Origin of the sequence: uncultured Acetobacterium sp. (assembly GCF_927416815.1) — a bacterium.
GTDB lineage: Bacteria > Bacillota > Clostridia > Eubacteriales > Eubacteriaceae > Acetobacterium.
On the sequence record NZ_CAKMJU010000062.1, the window covers coordinates 1 to 18,896 of the forward strand.

At 41.9% G+C, this 18,896-nt stretch carries 15 protein-coding genes; 3 read left to right on the forward strand and 12 right to left on the reverse strand.

Annotated features, from left to right (window positions below; all coding sequences use genetic code 11):
* Positions 1-424 precede the first annotated feature (424 nt).
* Both QZ998_RS09720 and QZ998_RS09725 read left to right on the forward strand, forming a co-directional pair.
* Positions 425-1,018 (forward strand): type IV toxin-antitoxin system AbiEi family antitoxin domain-containing protein, encoded by a 594-nt coding sequence (locus QZ998_RS09720; RefSeq protein ID WP_296560101.1) that lies wholly within the window; start codon positions 425-427, stop codon positions 1,016-1,018.
* On the forward strand, positions 1,015-1,869 hold the full coding sequence (locus QZ998_RS09725) for a nucleotidyl transferase AbiEii/AbiGii toxin family protein (protein WP_296560102.1): 855 nt from the start codon (positions 1,015-1,017) through the stop codon (positions 1,867-1,869). The genes QZ998_RS09720 and QZ998_RS09725 overlap by 4 nt, the downstream gene beginning before the upstream one ends.
* A 201-nt stretch (positions 1,870-2,070) precedes the next feature.
* Here QZ998_RS09725 and QZ998_RS09730 read toward each other — a convergent pair whose 3' ends face one another.
* Entirely contained in the window at positions 2,071-2,343 is a 273-nt protein-coding gene (locus QZ998_RS09730) for a hypothetical protein (protein WP_296560104.1), read from the reverse strand.
* A gap of 262 nt (positions 2,344-2,605) precedes the next feature.
* Between QZ998_RS09730 and QZ998_RS09735 the strand changes: the two genes are divergently transcribed.
* Positions 2,606-3,070, forward strand: coding sequence for a very short patch repair endonuclease (locus QZ998_RS09735; protein WP_296560106.1), 465 nt, complete (start codon positions 2,606-2,608; stop codon positions 3,068-3,070).
* Between the two features lie 5 nt (positions 3,071-3,075).
* On the opposite strand, the gene dcm is transcribed toward QZ998_RS09735, so the two are convergent.
* From dcm to QZ998_RS09790, 11 genes are all read right to left on the reverse strand, one after another.
* Complete coding sequence (dcm, locus tag QZ998_RS09740) at positions 3,076-4,299, reverse strand: DNA (cytosine-5-)-methyltransferase (protein WP_296560108.1); 1,224 nt, start codon at positions 4,297-4,299, stop codon at positions 3,076-3,078.
* Positions 4,300-4,381: 82 nt separating this feature from the next.
* Positions 4,382-6,466: an AIPR family protein gene (locus tag QZ998_RS09745; RefSeq protein ID WP_296560110.1), complete on the reverse strand. Its 2,085-nt coding sequence runs from the start codon at positions 6,464-6,466 to the stop codon at positions 4,382-4,384.
* Positions 6,444-7,412, reverse strand: coding sequence for a PD-(D/E)XK motif protein (locus QZ998_RS09750; protein ID WP_296560112.1), 969 nt, complete (start codon positions 7,410-7,412; stop codon positions 6,444-6,446). Before QZ998_RS09750 ends, QZ998_RS09745 begins: the two co-directional genes overlap by 23 nt.
* Positions 7,399-10,215: a Z1 domain-containing protein gene (locus tag QZ998_RS09755; protein ID WP_296560114.1), complete on the reverse strand. Its 2,817-nt coding sequence runs from the start codon at positions 10,213-10,215 to the stop codon at positions 7,399-7,401. Before QZ998_RS09755 ends, QZ998_RS09750 begins: the two co-directional genes overlap by 14 nt.
* The gene (locus tag QZ998_RS09760; RefSeq protein ID WP_296560116.1) at positions 10,208-11,674 is read right to left on the reverse strand and encodes an ATP-binding protein; all 1,467 of its coding nucleotides are present in this window, start codon (positions 11,672-11,674) and stop codon (positions 10,208-10,210) included. Before QZ998_RS09760 ends, QZ998_RS09755 begins: the two co-directional genes overlap by 8 nt.
* Positions 11,675-11,725: 51 nt before the next feature.
* Complete coding sequence (locus tag QZ998_RS09765; protein WP_296560119.1) at positions 11,726-12,082, reverse strand: hypothetical protein; 357 nt, start codon at positions 12,080-12,082, stop codon at positions 11,726-11,728.
* Between the two features lie 21 nt (positions 12,083-12,103).
* Positions 12,104-12,712 carry a class I SAM-dependent methyltransferase gene (locus QZ998_RS09770; protein ID WP_296560120.1) on the reverse strand — a complete coding sequence of 203 codons (609 nt, stop codon included), beginning with the start codon at positions 12,710-12,712 and terminating at the stop codon, positions 12,104-12,106.
* A gap of 24 nt (positions 12,713-12,736) precedes the next feature.
* Positions 12,737-15,280: a DEAD/DEAH box helicase family protein gene (locus tag QZ998_RS09775; protein ID WP_296560121.1), complete on the reverse strand. Its 2,544-nt coding sequence runs from the start codon at positions 15,278-15,280 to the stop codon at positions 12,737-12,739.
* Between the two features lie 542 nt (positions 15,281-15,822).
* Positions 15,823-16,551, reverse strand: a complete 729-nt coding sequence (locus tag QZ998_RS09780) for a hypothetical protein (RefSeq protein WP_296560122.1) — start codon at positions 16,549-16,551, stop codon at positions 15,823-15,825.
* Positions 16,552-16,587: 36 nt separating this feature from the next.
* On the reverse strand, positions 16,588-17,277 hold the full coding sequence (radC, locus tag QZ998_RS09785; RefSeq protein ID WP_296560124.1) for a DNA repair protein RadC: 690 nt from the start codon (positions 17,275-17,277) through the stop codon (positions 16,588-16,590).
* A gap of 231 nt (positions 17,278-17,508) precedes the next feature.
* Positions 17,509-18,543, reverse strand: a complete 1,035-nt coding sequence (locus tag QZ998_RS09790; protein WP_296560125.1) for a hypothetical protein — start codon at positions 18,541-18,543, stop codon at positions 17,509-17,511.
* Between the last annotated feature and the right edge of the window lie 353 nt (positions 18,544-18,896).

Sequence of the window (18,896 nt, forward strand, 5' to 3'; positions counted from 1 at the left end):
GCCGGCAGCGGCTGGACGAAAAAGTACCCGGAACGGGAATTTGCCGACTATTATCGGGCGGGTTCCTTGAAAATAATCGACTGCGAACGTGATTTAAAACAGACTGCAGCACCCTGGACGGGAGCGCTGCCGGAGCTGCAATGATGTTTCTTAAGTTTATAAATTGATGTCAGGCACCGTCAGACTTCTTGAAAATATCATAAATAGCCGCGATAGTCAATAGCCGGTCTTACCTGCGCTATCAGGGATCTCAAAGCGACTACCTCCGGGATGGATAAAAAGGGTTGATCCGCGAATAGGTGAATCACTCGTCTTCAGCTAGCTACCCAAAATCATATTGACTTTTATGCACTTTATCATTATAATAGTATGCATATATGTCAATAACACGAAACGATTCTTTATAAGACCGAGGTGAGCACAAATGAATTATGCCGAACAAATCTTAGCCATCGCAAATGACAACAACGGTGTGGTGACAACTACACAGGTTACAAAAGCTGATATACCGCGTGAATATTTAAGAATTCTTGTGGCTAAGGGGCTACTTGAGCATTCAGCTCGAGGTGTCTATATTATCCCGTCAATTTTTGATGATGAAATGTTTAATTTACAGGTGCGGTTTAAACGGGGTATCTTTTCACATGAAACAGCGCTGTTTATGCTGGACTTAACTGATCGCACCCCGATTCATTATTCCATGACCTTTCCGCTTGGTTATAATACCACAACCGTGGGATTAGAAAACATCAAATATTACCGTGTCAAGAAAGAACTCTACGAACTTGGTGTCATAATAGCCAAAACTCCCAGTGGTAATGATGTTCGCCTGTACAATGCCGAACGAACGCTGTGTGATATTTTAAAGGGACGTAGCGATACTGAAATCCAAATTGTGACGGATGCCTTTAAACGTTATACGCATCTCGATCAAAAAAATATCCCCTTACTGTCAAATTACGCAAAACGATTAAGAGTTGAAAATAAGCTTCGTTCTTACCTGGAGGTTTTACTATGAACAATGCCATGCAATTAAAGGCGATTATGAAAAACATGTCCAAAGATAAACATATCTCAGCTCAACTTATTTTACAAAATTACATGCTTGAACGACTGCTTGAGCGTATTTCGATGTCTCCTTATCAATCCCATTTTATCCTTAAGGGTGGTTTTCTTATTGCGTCCATCGTCGGTCTGGATACAAGAGCAACCATGGATATGGATGTAACCCTTCGTGGATTTCCAGTCAATGTCGAATCGATCACCAAAATGTTTGAAGAAATCTGCCAAATACCATTGAGTGATGCCATCACTTTCACACTCAGGCACGTTGAAAGCATCCGTGAGAGTGCCGATTATTCCGGTCTAAGGATCGCTCTTGAAGCGAATTACCCGCCAATGAAAGTTCCTTTAAAAATTGATCTTACCACCGGTGATAAAATTACACCGCGGGAGATTGTCTATGAATACAAGCTGTTGCTTGAACCACGCTGTATTAAAATATTGGCATATAACCTGGAGACGATTCTTGCCGAAAAGCTCGAAACCATCATTTCCCGTAGTGATCAAAATACCCGCCCCCGAGATTATTACGATGTTTTTATTATTCGCCAGCTGCAGTGGCAAAATGTCAATGCCGATGCAATTTACGACGCACTCATCGCGACAGCTCAAAATCGCAATACCCTAGCTTTGATGGAACAATACCCAGAAAACCTCCAGACAATTAAGAATAGTCCGGCAATGCATCGGCATTGGATTAATTATCAGAACCAATTTGATTATGCCAAAGATATCGAATTTAATAATATCTGCACGGTGATTCTGGATATTCTAAACAACATGGATTGGCCTCAAAGGAAGACGTGATATCAGTAAAACTCCTTGGGTCTTGATCTCAATAAGTAAAATTATAAACACTGTTTTTTTCTCTATTATATCAGCTATCGACTTAACTATCGACTTAGCTATCGACTTTATTGACTTACGGGGCCGTTCCTCGGTACACCACCTGACTGATATCAACACATCCACCTAAATGGTGCTTTTGCATAAGTTTATAAATTGATGTCAGGCACCGTCATGTTCCTTTTTCGTCCAGCCGCTGCCGGCGATGGTATCGCCAATTTGAAATCCGGATTTTTGCTGCTGCTTTTCCGAAATGGCCACCCAAAACTCAGTTTTCCCGTCATCGCTGCTACCGTTTATTAGCAGATTGTAGCCAATATGATAATGGGTCCGGTTATCGGTTACATAACGCCATACCCGGGTTCGCGGTTGGATGGTTACGATTTTCCCATACCATTTTATCTTTTGTGAACCATTTTCTTCATTACCTCTCATCCTTACCTCGCTATTGTTTTTTATTGGTAGCTTGCAGTTTGACCGCCCTTATCACCTGCAATGATGTTTCTTAAGTTTATAAATTGATGTCAGGCACCGTCAGACTTAAGGCACCGTCAGACTTACAGTCATTTTATTATCCTTTCATTTCATGTTTTTACTATATTTATTTATTTTTTATGATATTATTATGAAAAAATAGAACAACAACCAAGCACTACAAATTTTTTGACAGGTTTTTTTCCTCGTTCATTACCGGGAGGTGTCTGAGTCATTGGATAAAATAACTAAAACACAACGAAGTGCCAACATGTCTAAAATCAGATCAAATAATACAACCCCTGAATTGTTTATTCGTAAAGCATTGTACATTCGAAATTTACGTTACAGAATAAATTACAAAGATGTCAGCGGTACCCCTGATCTCTACTTTACAAAGAATTCAACAGCAGTCTTTGTCAATGGCTGTTACTGGCATCGACATGAAAATTGTAAAGATGCCACAACCCCAAAAACAAATACTGAATTCTGGAACAAAAAGTTCTCCGAGAACACCTGTCGCGATGCTCGCATCAAAGCAGAACTGATGTCTTCCGGCATACGCATACTGATCATATGGGAATGCACCATAAAAAAAATGATGAAAAACCAGAATTACCGCGAGGAAATGTTGGATCTCATCATTCAATTTATAAAAGATAGCGAATTTAATTATCTGGAAATTTGAATCTTTCATAAATTGTTTTGTTCTATTGCTTTAATAATTTCGGCAGCAATCCCCTGTGCCATTAATGGTGGTACTGCATTACCAATTTGTACAAAAGCACTCGTACGTGAATCTTCAAAATAATAATCATCCGGAAATGACTGAATTCGTGCGGCTTCGCGTAAAGAAATAGAACGATTCTGTTCCACATCAGGATGGATATAATAATGACCATCCTTTGAAATATGGGCAACAACTGTATGTGATATACCTTCACCAGGTACAACTTTAAAACGATCCAAAAAACTCTTTGTGTTCTTTTGTGTAATTAGATTTTCAGGCAATTCATTATACTTCAACTTCTTTTGACCATCATTCCAATTTTCAACACATATGCGATAAATCTCTAAATCATTATCTCGGTTTGGTCTTACTTCATGTTGAACTAAGTAGTTACATGTTTCATCTCTTATATGCAGATCCCGCAAACACTGACTATCAGGCCATGTGTGTTCATGTAATCCATGTTTCACGCCAGCCTTCGTAAATGGTATATCGTTAAACAAATCATTAATTGTATAACTTGGTTCACTACAAGGGAAATCCGGAAATTGAAAATCAATATCCTTTTTCCACCCGATTATGATTACTCTTTTTCTGGACTGCAAAACCCCAAAATCTTTTGAATTCAATACTCTATGGTCTATATGATAGCCAAGATTTATCATATCTGTTTTTATTTGTTCAAAAATAGTTCCATCCTTTGCAGTTTTTATACCCATAACATTTTCAAACAGAAAGAAGTTTGGATCATATTTTTTTATAAAGCGCAAATATTGTTTATACAAAAAATTCCTCGGATCATTTTTCATGCGATTCGGATCACGACTACGCCCTGCAATTGAATACGCCTGACACGGTGGCCCACCAATGACGATATCTATCTTTTCATTACCTATCTTTTCTGAAATTTGCTCGAAAGTTTCATCGGAAATCTCTTGATGAATAACTTTGTTCAAAATCGCTTCAGGTATTTGTGAATATAACTGGTCTCTAGTTATTTTTTTAGATAGATAGTCAATATAAATATTCAGTTTATTTTCGTTCTTTAAATAGTAAAACGCTTCTCTTGTTTTTAAAGTCAGTGATGCTGCCCTGTCCTTCTCAACATGTGCCACAATATTAAAACCACACCTACGAAAACCTTCCGATAGACCACCAGCACCTGCAAAAAGATCAAGACAATTCAACTATATCACTTCCTTTCGTTTAACTTATTAATTATACCAGGTTAATGTCTATCTTACAAGGCATTCGTCTGGTTTATTCATTCTATCGCAAATAATCTGACAAGCCTTCATATTCACTTTTATTTTTTATTTCTAAAATACTTATGCACTGTTTCTCAGTGGGGAGCTTTTTCTCCATTTCTATAGCCGTTCTTAACAAACTCATTTCTTTTGGCGAAAACAGATTCTTCTCAATCCCGAACAAAGAAACATTTTTCCAGTATTCGACTCCTAATTCAACTACCTTTTTTTGCGATTCAATGCCATTTACCATTACCTGAACTTTTCTTTCTGATTTCTTAATTTCTTTAATATCGCCTGTACTTATAAGATATCTGTCAATTATTCTTTTTTCAATCATTAAATTACTTTGTTTAAGATATTTCCAGCAGGCTTCCTTCTTACACCACTCAGTTACATTTAACACTTCTCTTTTAGGATCCGTAATATGTTTACTTACATACCCGGAAATCTCCAGAAGAAGCATCTTCAGTTCATCTGTGATTTCTTGCTCCTTCCAGACGCGCTCTAAATTAAATGTTTTATTTGGATATTGTTTTTCAACTAAATATTTAAACCAGGACATTGCATAAGTTACAATGTTAGCCTTGTAGCCCTTTTCATACCAACTTTGTTTTGCGATATTTTTATCTAAATAATTAAAAATAATTCGCAAGGCTACTGTTTCCTTATAATAAAGATCATTGAAATTTTCTTTATCTTTATTCCATTCACCATCAATATATTCAGCAAAACGCATGCAGTTTTTCTGTGTGCCCCAGGAGACGATGTATGGCAGTTCTCTCCAGATATTTCTGAGTTTAGCCATGTCCGTCTTATTAAATCGCTGTTCCTTAGGATGCTGAAGCAGGTATTTTTTCTTTTGCGCCTGAGTCATTTTGCGCTGTTCCTGCTCAAATTGACCTCTTACTCGCTCAAAAAACCAGATAGTTTCATACTGTGCACCATTCTTTGCCGGTGCAAAAAGAACACGTGATTTTTGTTCCATTCGAATATTAAATTCGTGATTTGAGAAAAAATCCGCTGAACTGACTTTATTCTGGCTGTTAGAGCACCTGGAAATATTCGGTATTATTTTCTCCGCAAGAACCTTATCTGGAATTACTGTCAATTTCATCTGAACATAAATATCCGTCATCGAAGCTTTGTCCTTAAAGCGAGCATTCGAAAGACTTGCTGTTGTTTGTCCGCCATTTACCACCTGCAAATTATTGATTTTTTTTAATACAGCTCCATTTTCAGTTCGCTCTATATCCACACTATTCGCAGTAGCCGCAATCCCATTATTATAAGAAAAGAACATATTTTTTTCGTCGCTGAGTATTGTTTTTCGGATATCTCGATTCACAGCAACTTTTGTCGAAAGAAATGACCTGACATTCCCTTCTAATAATCGGCTGCCAAATCTATCGTATATGTCCGCCAACAGATTCCCTGGCAAAACACATAAATAAAATTGCAGATCATCTACTTTAACATCGCATGCTTCCAGTATTGGCAAACCTTTCCCGTATAATTCCAGAAGATCAATTTCTACGGGTTCACCCTCTTCACCATTCGAATAAAGCCTTTCCAGTCTCTGGATATCCCAAATATGATACTCTAACGGTATTTCATTAAACTTAGCATTTGGGAAAACACCTATAGATTTACTCATTATTTTATCAGTGACAACAAATAGTTTGATTTTGTTTAATTCTTCTTTATGCCATAAAAACTGAATCTGTTTAGACAGATCAAATGCAGGCGTACTTATTTCTATATCCAATTTTTCGTGGATACATGCCTCGAAAAAAGTGAATAAAGACTTGAAATATTGGTTCGCTTCAGTCTTCGTGAGTGTATCAATCTCATCTTGTTGTGAATAAATACTTGCAATCAATACCAGTGTTTTATCAAAATCATTATATGACCAGGCATCTACCCGGCATTTTTTCCGACCGCACATTCCTTCAAAGAATGACTGTTCAAAGTCTTCAAAAACCTGATTTTCAACAAAATTATCACATATAATCTTTGTAAATGACGAAACTTTGCCATCACCCTCTGAGGCTGCTGTGGATTTTACATCCTCGCAGCATAACTTATGATATGTTCCTAACTCCATCAATATCCTCGACTTTCCAATCTTTTATGGCTGCTAATGAAAGTGAATAGGTAGCTTTAATAATTTCTTCTCTTACATTTTCCGGGATTAATTTGGGAAATGTCGCATCAACTTTATAAAATTTAATCCCTTTATAAACAAAATACATATTGTCATAGTTTTCTCTGTTTCGATATCCCAACTTCAATAATTTATTCTTGAAGATATAATTGATACTTGGATATAATTCAAGTTTTTTTATAATCATATTTATAATTCCATTAAAACTGAAACCATCCTTATCACTTGCAGTTGTTTTCTCAAGTCTTATTACTCCGAGATAACCTACCTGTGGTATGTCCAGTTGATCAAGTGAGGATATGGCAACAGAATCCTTATCGACACCGATTGTCTTTATTTCAGCCCATGTTTCACTGAAAACAAAATCTCTGTCAGAACCCTCCGGTCCCAACCATGCTTTTATGGCAGAACCCCTATCCATTTTATTAAAAAGTATCTTATCTATAAATAGCAATTCACCGAGCAGCCCTTTTATAACAGAAACAGACATCTCTTCATAACCACTTTCCATCATTTTCTGCCATTTTGTAAACCTTGAAACGAAAATCTCCACACCGTTTAGTTCGTTTTCTGCATAACCACATGCTTCTATCAAATCGAAACATAAATGTAAAAACACATCGCTGAATTCGCTATTTACCAATTTAATTTTTATTGCCCAGCGGCCATCAATTGCCCGATTATTTTTCAACACGGTTAAAGATTTGCTGGATGAAATTTTTGATGGTTCGTAATCACTTATTAATGCTAAAACTCTATTGCCCGCATCATCTTTACCAATAAAAAAATCCAATGGGTGTTCAGCATCAACACGTATTAAGACGTCTTCCTCACTGCGGGAACTGTCCCATTTATTTATTAGTGCTTCGTAATCAATCAAACTCATCACCCTGTTCTTCCTCCAAAGCAGTAACGTAATCAAGATGACTCTGCATAGCTACCTTGTTAATTACATATTTTACTCTTTCTGAATTCGGCTGATTCAGGCTCTTTGGAAAACCCAAACCTAAACCGACTAAAGGCGTACTACCAATAATATTCCTCAGCTCATTTTCTAATGGATTATTGCTGGGTACTACAAAATAAATGAGTAATAAAGGCCTTCGATCTGCATTGAGATATGTCTTATCATCAATTTGTTTTGGCTTACCTTTTTTATTTATTTCATTTTTTTCTTTGAATGCTTTTTCGATAGAAACTCTTTCTTTCTTAGTTAATCCAATTTTTGTTGCACCTCTAGTACCCAATCGGGCATTTCGGCCTGAAATATTCAAAATATTCCCGTTTTTTGTGATACTACGTTCTGATAGTTTAATGCTTAAGTTGTCTATCTCTTCTGAAATAAATTTCCCATGTTCTTCACTATTTAATGGAACACCAGCGCCACCAATTATCGCAACATCCCAAAATGGCTGCTCCATATTATTTAGAATATGCTGACTTAAATCCTTGGATGAGAAGGGTATATGAACAGGATGTGCCGCAAATTCTCTGACAAATTTCCCGACAGTTTCTTTTGTAACACCCATGAACAATACCCTGTTTTCAAACTCAGTATCAGTCTGCAGTGGCAATATTTCTTTAATTAAATCATTGGTTTTAATCAGATTATCTTTTAAAAGATTCTGACTGGCTATCAATTTAGGGGTCTCGATTAATTCCCCAGAAATATTGATCCAGCGTTCAATGTTCTCAGAGTTTCTCATCTTATTCCTGGCAGTTACAAATAGTGAAGGTATACCTTGCCTCACTCTAAGTCCAAACTCCCTTGGTGTCATATCCAGGCGTCGCATTTCTTCAATTTCTTCTCTCAACTCTTCCGATGCCTTTGTAATGTATCGATACCAGCCAATTGTTTCTTCCACCATCCAGATTTTAAACAAATGTTCATAACCATTTCTGTAACCAAACCAACGGCCCATCTGCATCAATGTATCATACATCTGTGAATTACGGTAGAAATAACTGACACAGAGACCTTCCAGTGTAAGACCACGGGAAAGACTGTTCCCACCTATGGCAATTACACGTAACCCGGTATCCGAATACATATCATAATCCAGTTTTTGTTTGCTTTTTTGATTGATTACTTGTATGTCAATCGATATCATTGAATCGTATAATTGGTTTTGTATTTCATCCCAGTTATAATCTGATTTTTCTTGAAGGTTATATTCTTTCCATAAAGCGTTAAAGAGCTTCATCGTTCGATTCGATTTTATCTCTGCCCATGGTTTACCCGCATAAAATTGAATTTCTTTTTTGATACCATCAAAATATGTCTTTACAAAATCAAAAACCTGTTTTTGAACGTTTACATACTGGCTTACATGAATCATCATTGAACGATGTGTATGTGGCCGTTTATCTAAATCTCTGATCGCATTGACCAGACAGAAATACACGATTGATTTTTTTAAACTCATTGGAATTTCCGGTACAGTATGAGCTGACCTGCTTTTTGATTTAAAATGGTTTTCATCTGGATCTTCGCGGTCCTGAATGATATCTTCAATAACTTCAAGACATTTATCAAATTCGGCCTGGTCACCAAATACTCTGACACTCCCGATATAATTAGTTGGAGGCGAGAGCGCATAAATAAAATCACTTGGGAATAAATCAAGTTGTTCAATTTGTTCTTCATCTTCCGGATCAATAAAGATATTGGCAAATGGCGTTGCAGTAACACCCATGTAGTTTTTACAAGAAAATAAATCCAGAATATCGCGAATGCCCTGATTAATAGTAGTTGGATCTTCTTCCGGTTTTTTTGTATTGACCGATGCATTATCTGCTTCATCATCAATCAGCAGTAAAGGCAAGTCAATCTTTTCACCTTCATTATCTATGTTATAATGTTTAAGCCAATTTTTTAGGTTATCTAAAATATTCTTGTTTTTTTTCAAGACAAATATTACTGGCTCATTAAAGGCATTTAAAGTAAATTTTAGAGAATTTAATTTTTTTGCATTAAAGTCACCAGTATCGCTGGTAAAAGGTACCGGTATTTTTATTCTGCTATATAGTCCGACTCCTATATATTTTTCACTCTTCTTTTGGCTAAGAATGTCTTTACTACTACGCCCCACGAAACCTTCATCCACGCGTTGTTGTGTCTGTTTTCGGAGTGTTTCAATTGTACCAGTCAAAAGGATTATAACCTTATAGCCTGCATCAGCTGCTTTATTACATAATGCCAGGTAATTCGATGTTTTTCCAGATTGAATATCTCCAAGAAGCAGGCCCTTTCTATTCCAGGAACCAGCCCATGACCCCTGCTTTATTGGATTACCCAATAAACCAAGAATTTCATCGCTTACCTCCCCTAAACGTTCAACAATTTCATAATTCCAACCCTTTTCTTCTTCCAGATATTTTCTGTAACGGGGCCAATAATAGGCATTCTTTTCTATTTCAGCCTTTCTGCCAGGCAACCATTCTCTAAAAGTAACCTCATTTACAAGACGTGTACCCATATCCATTTTGATATGCATATTAGCAAAAAGATGCGCTAATAATTGGTTTTTTTCGACATCATTTAATACAAAATTTGGCTTAATACTGGAAATCATTATTATTGCAGAATCTATTGCTTCACGAAGATCGCTTTCAGTTGGCTGACTGAGTTTATTATTCATTCTCAATACATTGAATACAATATTCTCAACTTCTCTGGAATTATTCACTTTTAACCTCCTCATATACTTTTTTTAAATCAACAGGAAAATCTTTAAATTCATCCATTATTTTGAATTTGCTATATGCACTTTCGAGCGTTCCCAATTCTTTTGCCTGTTTAAGAAGAAACTTCGCTAATGAGCAAGTTCTTTCTTTGCGCACAGAATTTTCATCAGTTAATATTTTTTCATCGCTCCTGATATCAGAATACAAGATATTTAATGGCAAGTTATCCTGAATCATCTCAATGAACAGTTTTAACGCTTTTTTCGAGTCATTGTCGAGTTTCTCATTTAGATGACATAACATCGGGTATTCATCATTTATGACATATCGTACACCTTCCTCGCTGACCATTCTGCTCCAGATGTGGATACCTTCTTCCACATCTTTTTTTTCCCGAACTTTATATACTCTTTTACTGCCTTCTAAAACCTTATCCAGAATTTGTTTCAATATTTGTTTGACCCCATCCGGTGGTTGTGCAACAGATTTCTTTATATCCAGCGACCATTGTTCATCCAATGTATTGGGTATATCAACCTGGACTCGCGCTAATCGGGTGTAGTCATCTTTAGTGGCTAAATTGAACCAGGTTCCCCAAACTAAAAGACGCTTATTTCGGTACACATACACCCCCTGCATTTTCCTGAAGCCATCTTTACCACCACAGATTTTTTGATCTTTTTTGCTTAATTTTGAAATATGTGGCAAAGTATATGCCTGGATTATGATTTCTCCTTTTCTTCCCGGTAACATTACTTTCTCATCATCCATGAGTTTTGTGCTTTTACTTTTGTAAAAAGGATCATAATACTCTACATCTCTTTTGTTAATTGCTATTCGAGTCTTTTTTACACCATCACCACTTAGATAACGATGAAAAACAAGCCCCAGATGTTCGTGTACATCACTTGTTTTATCAATTAAAGCTTTCTCAAGATCCTTTTCACCCGTATCAATCTTATCCAGTTTTGACCAAATTAGTAGAGTCCCCTGTTTCATAGCATTCAATTCATTTATTTCAGGTAGTTTTAACATCTCTTTTTCATCTAAAAAAATAAGTGACCACTTATCAACTTTATTTATGTAATCGAGATCCCAACGGCAGGCATTCAGTTCGCCGTTATTCTTCGAAGCAACAGTCAGGCAACGGCATTGTGATAATGAGGCAGTCTTCATACCTAGACCATATCTCCCCATATCCTCTTTCTTCCTGGATTTCAAAGGGTTGGTGCTGCCATATCGCATTGCTTCTATTAATACTGACTGTTCCATCCCTACACCATCGTCAAGCACTGAAATGAATGGCTCACAAAAACTATTAAAGGTTATATCGATATTCTTGGCTTTTGCAGTGATGCTATTATCCAGTATGTCAGCCAATGCAGATTCAATTGTATAACCGATTGCACGCGTTGACTCCATTAATATCGAAGCTGATGGTGGTAGATCATGGTATCTCATTTGTAATCTCTCCTGTTAACATTTTAAATTGCTATGCTTTGTTGACTTATTCTATGAAAGCTCAATTTCGTTTTTGTTCGTTTTCATCTTATATGATGTTCTTTTAAATGATTCGATTATTTCTGAAAAATGCTCCAAGTTATTTATTAAAAGCAATTCAATTGCTTTTTCCAGTTCTATGCCACTAAATAAATCTTTGAATTCTTTGGTAATTCCTAAATAATGTAATATACCCATTGCTTGATAGCCACGACTATCTTCAGAAACGAGACCGAGTACGTCCTGATCCAGTTTTCTGTGCGATACACCATCAAACAAATACTTGTAGACAACTTTATCAATTTGATTTTGATTGTACAAATCATATTCTCTTTTTCTGTTTGAACGTTTTAACGTTGGTATTATCATGATTTGACACCTTCATTTCTTTTAAAAGTTTGCACTTCTCACCCCAATCACATTCAACCACTTCTCCCCATCCCGACCTTCCCGCACATCCCCGGTCACAAAGGTCTCCACGACCTCAAGCCCGGCCACTGGTTCAATCAGCGCCGCCAGTCGTTTCTCATCCAAATCCGTAAAATACCGGCCGTTGCGTTCCCCTTCAAAATCCCCATATTTAAAGGAAGCATACAAATAGCCGCCGGGACGTAAGGCCCGGGCGATTTTCCGGAAGATCCCGGTCAGTTCGGCATAGGGCACATGGAGCAGTGAGGCGCAGGCCCAGACGCCGTCAAAAGCCTGGTAGCAATCCAGTTTTTCAAAGGTCTGGCAGAGCACTTCCTGGCCGATGTAATCTTCGGCCAGGCGGCAGCAGCCGGCCGAACCGTCGATCGCAGTGACCTGATAGCCGGCATCCAGAAAGGCTTTGGCATCCCGGCCGGAGCCGCAGCCCAGATCAAGGATGTGGGCCTGGATCGGCAGCAGCTTTAAAAAACGGCGGTGCAGTTTGCCAAGGTCGGCATCGATGGTGCCCTGGACAAAGGTCTGGGCGGACTGGTTGTAGTAGTAGAGGGTTTTACTGAGGTTTTTCGTCATGATCTTCTCCTAAAAATGGTTTGCTTATTGCTTTAGTTTTTCCAGCCGTTCTTTGTAAAAACGCTTGGTGCGGTAATCGATGATGTCTTTGAAGTGCCGGACAAATGTAGGGTTAGTGATAAAGCTTTCCAGTTCCGGCGCCAGATAGAAGCGGCTATCCTTTAGATAAAAGAATTCCCCGGCGGATTGAGCCAGAAAATGGACGGGGTTGCGTTTGGCCAGGCTGACGTATTCTCTTTTACCCCAGCTCATGGCATTGGCGGTGCTTTTATCGCGGAGCAGATCGACCCGGTTGGAGCCCTTTTCATAGAAGGCCTTAAAGCTCTGGTAAAGATCTTCGTCATCAATTTCTGTTTTCATCTGTCCACCGTTATAAAAAGCCAGCAGCACCGGCATCTTGTAAGTTTTTGACATGGCGGTGTTTTCGATGGTGGTGAGAAAGGCCTGTCCCGGGGTTCCCAGCAGCTCTTTTTCGGCCGTTGTTAACTGCCCGATTGTATCGAGAAAGGACAGATAATCGCGGAACGGATTGAGTTCTTTTTTGCTGCGGATCGTTTTATAGATCGTTTCATCCAGATGCACGTAGAGATCCAGCCGCAGCGGTCGTCGTCCCAATTCTTCAGTGATCCGGTAAAACTCATCGAGCACCCGGTCAGTAATTTTCTTCTGATCCCCGGCCATCTTTTTAAACAGATCAATCAGCTTAAAATCAAAATCCACCAGACAGTCGACCGGGTAGTCGGCTTCTTGTGGCAGCCGGAATCCGCTTTTGCCGGTGGGTTCGGGCTGTGCTTCGCTGGTCAGCAGAAAGGGCACCAGATTGGCTTTTTTATAATTTCCGATAAAATCTAGCACGTTGACATGGTTTTTGCCTCGGGTTTTGCGCAGTCCTCGGCCGAGTTGCTGCAAAAAAACAATCGGTGACTGGGTCGGCCTAAGAAACATCACCATATCAAGTTCAGGGATATCGAGCCCCTCGTTAAACATATCCACCGAAAAAACAACCGCAAGCTTGCCGGTTTTGAGATCGCTGATGGCCGCTTCCCGATCCTTTACCAGCTCCCGGTATTGCTCATTGACGGTGCCGCTAATCACCGCACAGCAACTGATCCCCTGCTCCTGGAAATAGCCGGTCATATAGAGGGCGTGGCGGCGGTTGATGCAGAAGCCCAGCGCCCGGCGGCTGCCATATTTGCCATAGTGCTTAAAAATCAGGTTGCCGCGTTTATTGACGCTGGCCAGTTGTGACAACTGGGTGCTGTCGTACTGCCCCTTGCAAAAGTCAACCTGGTCATAATCCAGATCGTCATAGATGCCGTAGTAGCGGAAGGGTGTAAGCCAGCCCTTGTTGATGGCTTCTTTAAGGCGGACTTCGTAAACGACGTTGTAGTCGCAGAGGGCAAAAACATCCTGATTATCCAGCCGCTCGGGGGTGGCGGTGAGTCCCAGTAAAAACTTGGGCCGGAAGTAATCGATGATGTTCTGATAATAGTCGGACACGGCGTGATGGAATTCATCGATGATCAAATAGTCAAAGGCATCCGGGGCAAAGGGGCCGTTGTCCAGATAGGCAGGATTCCCCAGGGTCTGCACCGAAGCGAAAATAATGTCGGCAGCGGTGTCTTTGCGGCTGCCATTAAAGTGGCCGGTGGTCAGCTCGCAGCGGACACATTTAAAGCTGTGTTCGGCCTGACTGAGGATTTCGTCGCGGTGGGCGACGAACAGAATCCGCGAAAAATCGCGGGAGTCAAAGGCAGCCAGAAAGGTTTTGCCAATCCCGGTGGCGGCAACAATCAGACCCTTGTCGAGTTTTTCGCGGCGAAAGTTTTTAAGGGCATAAAGGGCTTCTACCTGGGCGCCGGTCGGTTGGGGAAAGGCAATCAGTGGCGACGGCGCGGGCATAAGCGGAGCGACGATAAAGGCCGCCTGCCCCTGGGCGACGCGGTCATTCACTTCGGCCACGTCGTTGGCCGTTTCGCTGGCCGCCTCACTTTCTTCGATTTGCTGGATAATTTTTGGGCGAATCCATTGTTTTGAGTATTTTTTGAGCTCGGTATCATCAATGATCAGGGAATGATTAGTCAGCAGTTCTTCATAGGTATGTCGGAAGTATTCGCAATCACCGGGGTGCTCCCGGGAGTTAAGCCGATAATTCCACTCAATCCCATTGGTCAGGGCCGATTTTGACAGGTTGGAGGAACCGACAAAGACTTCTTCGTAATCGAGATAGCGAAAAAAGTAGGCTTTGGCGTGGAAGGAATGATTGGCAACATTATAAAAGCGCAGCTCCAGCCGGTCGCCCAGGGCATCCTTGAGCAGATACAGGGCTTCAGGCTGGGTGATGTTTAAATAATTGCCGCAGAGAATCCGGATCTTGACACCTTTATCGGCGGCGGTTTTGAGATCATCGAGCACCAGCTTAATACCTGAGACCATTAAAAAAGACACATTGATGTCTATTTGCTGGGCTTCGGTAAACGCTTTCTTGAGGTGCGGATAAAGGTGGTCGCTGGCGCCGGTAACGCAATTTGGATTAAATGGACTGGCTCCGATCTGATATGTTCCCATGGCTTCCTCTTTCTGTCTTTGTTACAGCACCCGCTTCCCGGCGTATTGGTAATAGCGCCTCGGTTCGGATGGTTTGATATTGTTCAAAAATATTTTTTTGTAAATGAAAGGCTTTCCTTTAATTATACGCTTTTATCACCAAATTTCAAAACATTATAACTAAAAAATCCACCTTTTTTATCAACATCAGCGCCTTATTTGAAATTTTCTGGTCAAAACTTTGACATATGCTAAACTTTTTGCTACCATCACCCCTATCAGGCTGAAAAAGCTCGCGTTATCATGATCGCCGGGATCTTGGTGATTGATACGCTGTAGCGAATCGGGCGCCTGCATAACAGCCTGAGGATAGGTGTACTGCTCATCACAGTACCGGCTGTATTGATCATACCTCATCGTTCTGCCCAAAAATGGTGCCGGTAGGACATTTTGCTGATTTTTCTCAAAAAATAAAAACCCGCCCGGCCATCACGGTGATGAGCGGGCGGGTTTGTTCCCTTTTCGCAACGGTCGCGGCCGGGGAGTTTTGGGGCAAGCCGCTCTCAGCCACGGGTCTTTTCGTCTTGCAGCGTTTTTATCAGGGCGCGGGCTTCGCTGTCACGGCCAGCCGGAACCAGCAAGCCGACCTGATCGTCAAATTCTGCCTTGCCGTAACGCATCCGCACGCTACTGTGATAGTGAAGCTTCAGGTAGTGCTGATCATTTTCTGTGCACAAGACCGCCGCCACCGCTGCTAGCGTATCGCGTTCATTAAAGACCGGGCAGAGATTGCCCCAGATCAAAAAATTGCGACCGATTTTACTTTGGCAGGGCATCCTCAAAATCCTTCGTTTTAGATACAGGTGATACAGGCTCCGCACGAGCCAGGGCAAGCCTACCGGCAGCAACAGCAAGAGCCCTTGCCAGAGCGGCCGGCCGGGAAACTCCAAATGCAGGATCACGGCAAAAATGGCACCGATCACCGCCAGACAGCCGGCCGTAAACGGTGCCAGCCAGCGGTTGCGCTGACGCTGCCAGGCCAGCACATCGCGGGCGACCTGGCGGGCTTCGGGGCGGGAATAGGTCCAGTCCACCAGTACCTGGTCTTCATCATACCGGCCCAACCGCTTGGCCTGGATGGCCAGCACCGGGACAAACAACAGCAAAAGCACAAAAAATCCCAGACCAATCCCCCTGACCTCCGCTACACCAATTAGCAAGCCGGCGACGATCGCCCCACCGGCTAACAGCAATAGTAGCAGCAACCACCAGCGAAAAACTGCTTTAACCATAAAACCTCCTCATTTCAATCCGTGTTCAGGGCACTTTCACAGCATCCGGTTCTCGGCAAAACTATAATAGCCTTCCCCGGCGACAATAATATGATCGACCACGGTAATGGCAATCGCTTCGGTAGCGGCTTTAATTTTCTTGGTCACCGCCACATCAGCGGCTGAGGGCTGGCGGCTGCCACCGGGATGGTTGTGGGCCAGGATGATACTGGCGGCCTGGTGGCGCAGGGCGGTTTCGACAATCAGCCGGGGGTAGACCGGGGCTTCGTTGATGGTGCCCTCATGGAGCAGGGTAGCCTGGTTGACCTGGTTCTGGCTGTCCAGGCAGATCACATAAAAGGCCTCGTTGAGGCGGCCGGTAAAGAGCGCCATGGTGTATTCGCCGGCGGCGGTGGTGCTGCTAAGCACCGCCTTTTGCTTAAACTTACCCTGCTGATAACGGCGCGCCAGGGCGGGCATCAGCGACAGCAGCAGGGCGGTGTTTTCGGTGACCCCGGCCTGACTGCAGAGGTCTCGCGGGTCGGCATCAAAGACCCCTGACAGCGAACCGTAATGGCCGATCAGGGCATGGGCCAGTTCGTTGGTATCCTTCATCGGAATGCAATAAAAGAGCAGCAGCTCCAGAATCTGATGATCTTCAAAAGAGTCGATGCCTTCCTTGATAACCCGGGTCTTGACCCGCTGGCGATGGCCTTTGTGGGGGTTTTTGTCCTTGTTTTTATCCATTTTTTGTCCCTTTCGCTGGTCTGATCAGTCGATTGACCGAAGTGACTGATTAAATGAAAGATTTAACTGATGCTTTAATTATACGGCATTCTGATCATTATGCAAAACAGTTCTGCTGTAAATTATCGTTTTTTTTGGCTTTTCTAAAACAGTGTCGCTAAAAAAAATTCCGGTCTGCCTTGATGCGGCAGACCGGAAAATGATTGTCTAAAACAGCTGCTGCTGACCGCCCTAATTTACTGGCAGCTTAAACACCGCGTCGTAGCTTTTGAAGTCATTGCCACGCACTTCCACATTGACGGTAATTTCACCGCTGGCATTGGCCAGCCCATAGGCGACTTGGGCGCCGACGGTTTTGGCCCCGATCGGGGTCTCCTTGGGATTGCCGGTGGTCATAAGCGGATAAGAGTCGGCCATTACCCCGCTACCATCGATCACTTTAAAACTGCTGGATGAGACATACAGCTCCATGATGCTTTTTTCGACCCCGATATTGCTATAATCATAGGTCAGGATCACAACCTGAGCCGGTATTTTATCCGAGAACTGGTTGCGGTCGTCGGTCAGACTGGCGGCGGTGAAGGTCAGATCAAAGAGGCCATCGACAGCCCAGGTTTCGCCAAGGCCGTAGACCTTTTTTTGCGGCTCGGTGGTTTTTTGGGGCTCTTCGGTGGCGGAGGGGGTCGTGGTGTTGTCGTCCGCGGTCGTGCTGGCTGCGCCCGGAGCGCTAGCGAAGAGACCGCCCAGATTGGCCAGGATGACGATAAAGCCGAGGCTAAAAATGACCGTCATGATCACCTTGGGGATCACAATAAACTGGCGGCTGAACCACAGCAGCGCAATTCCGACTGGCGGAAAAATAATCATCGCCAGGATAATCAGCCAGGATTTCTGCCACCAGCGGACTTCTTCCCAGTCATCTTCATCGTAAAAGGCATCGACCAGATAAAAGATCGCAAAGGCCCAAGACAAAAAGGCCCAGATATAGAGATCGCTGTAATTGCCGGCCATGGTACCGCCGAACAAGGCCGCGACCAGATAGAATCCCGCCGCTGTCAGGCCGCCGCCGGCTCGGTAAGAATTACGAGTGACCACCCCGACGATCCCGGCGATGATAAAGCAGGCGGCAACGATCACCCCAGCTGTGCCGCTGACACCACCACTGCCTTCGATGGTGTTAACCAGCCCGGCCGCGCAGGACTGAAACAGGACAAAAATCGACAGTACCATCGAAATAATACCGATAACCAGTTTTGCAATTTTCATATCTTTACCTCTTTCCCTTATTATTAGTCTTAGTATAACACTTCGGGCTGGTCAAAAATGGGACAGGTGACATTTTATTTTAATTTATTTTATTTTCTTTTGACGTAACCTGAGCAGTTGTCACGGTTGCGCGCTTCGCTTCTAAGCGATAAAGCGCGCCGACCTCTGTCTTAAATTCTGTCTATCGTTTTATTTTGTTCAAACAAAATAAATTTTATTTTTAGCCTTTTGTTTTGTTTGAACTTAGTTTTAAAAACCCCCATCCGGTCGTGTGTTCCGGCTGGGGGTTAGCGATGAAATAAATTGCTTTAGTCTGGCGGTGGGTCATCTGCGCCCAGGTCAGTGACTACCTG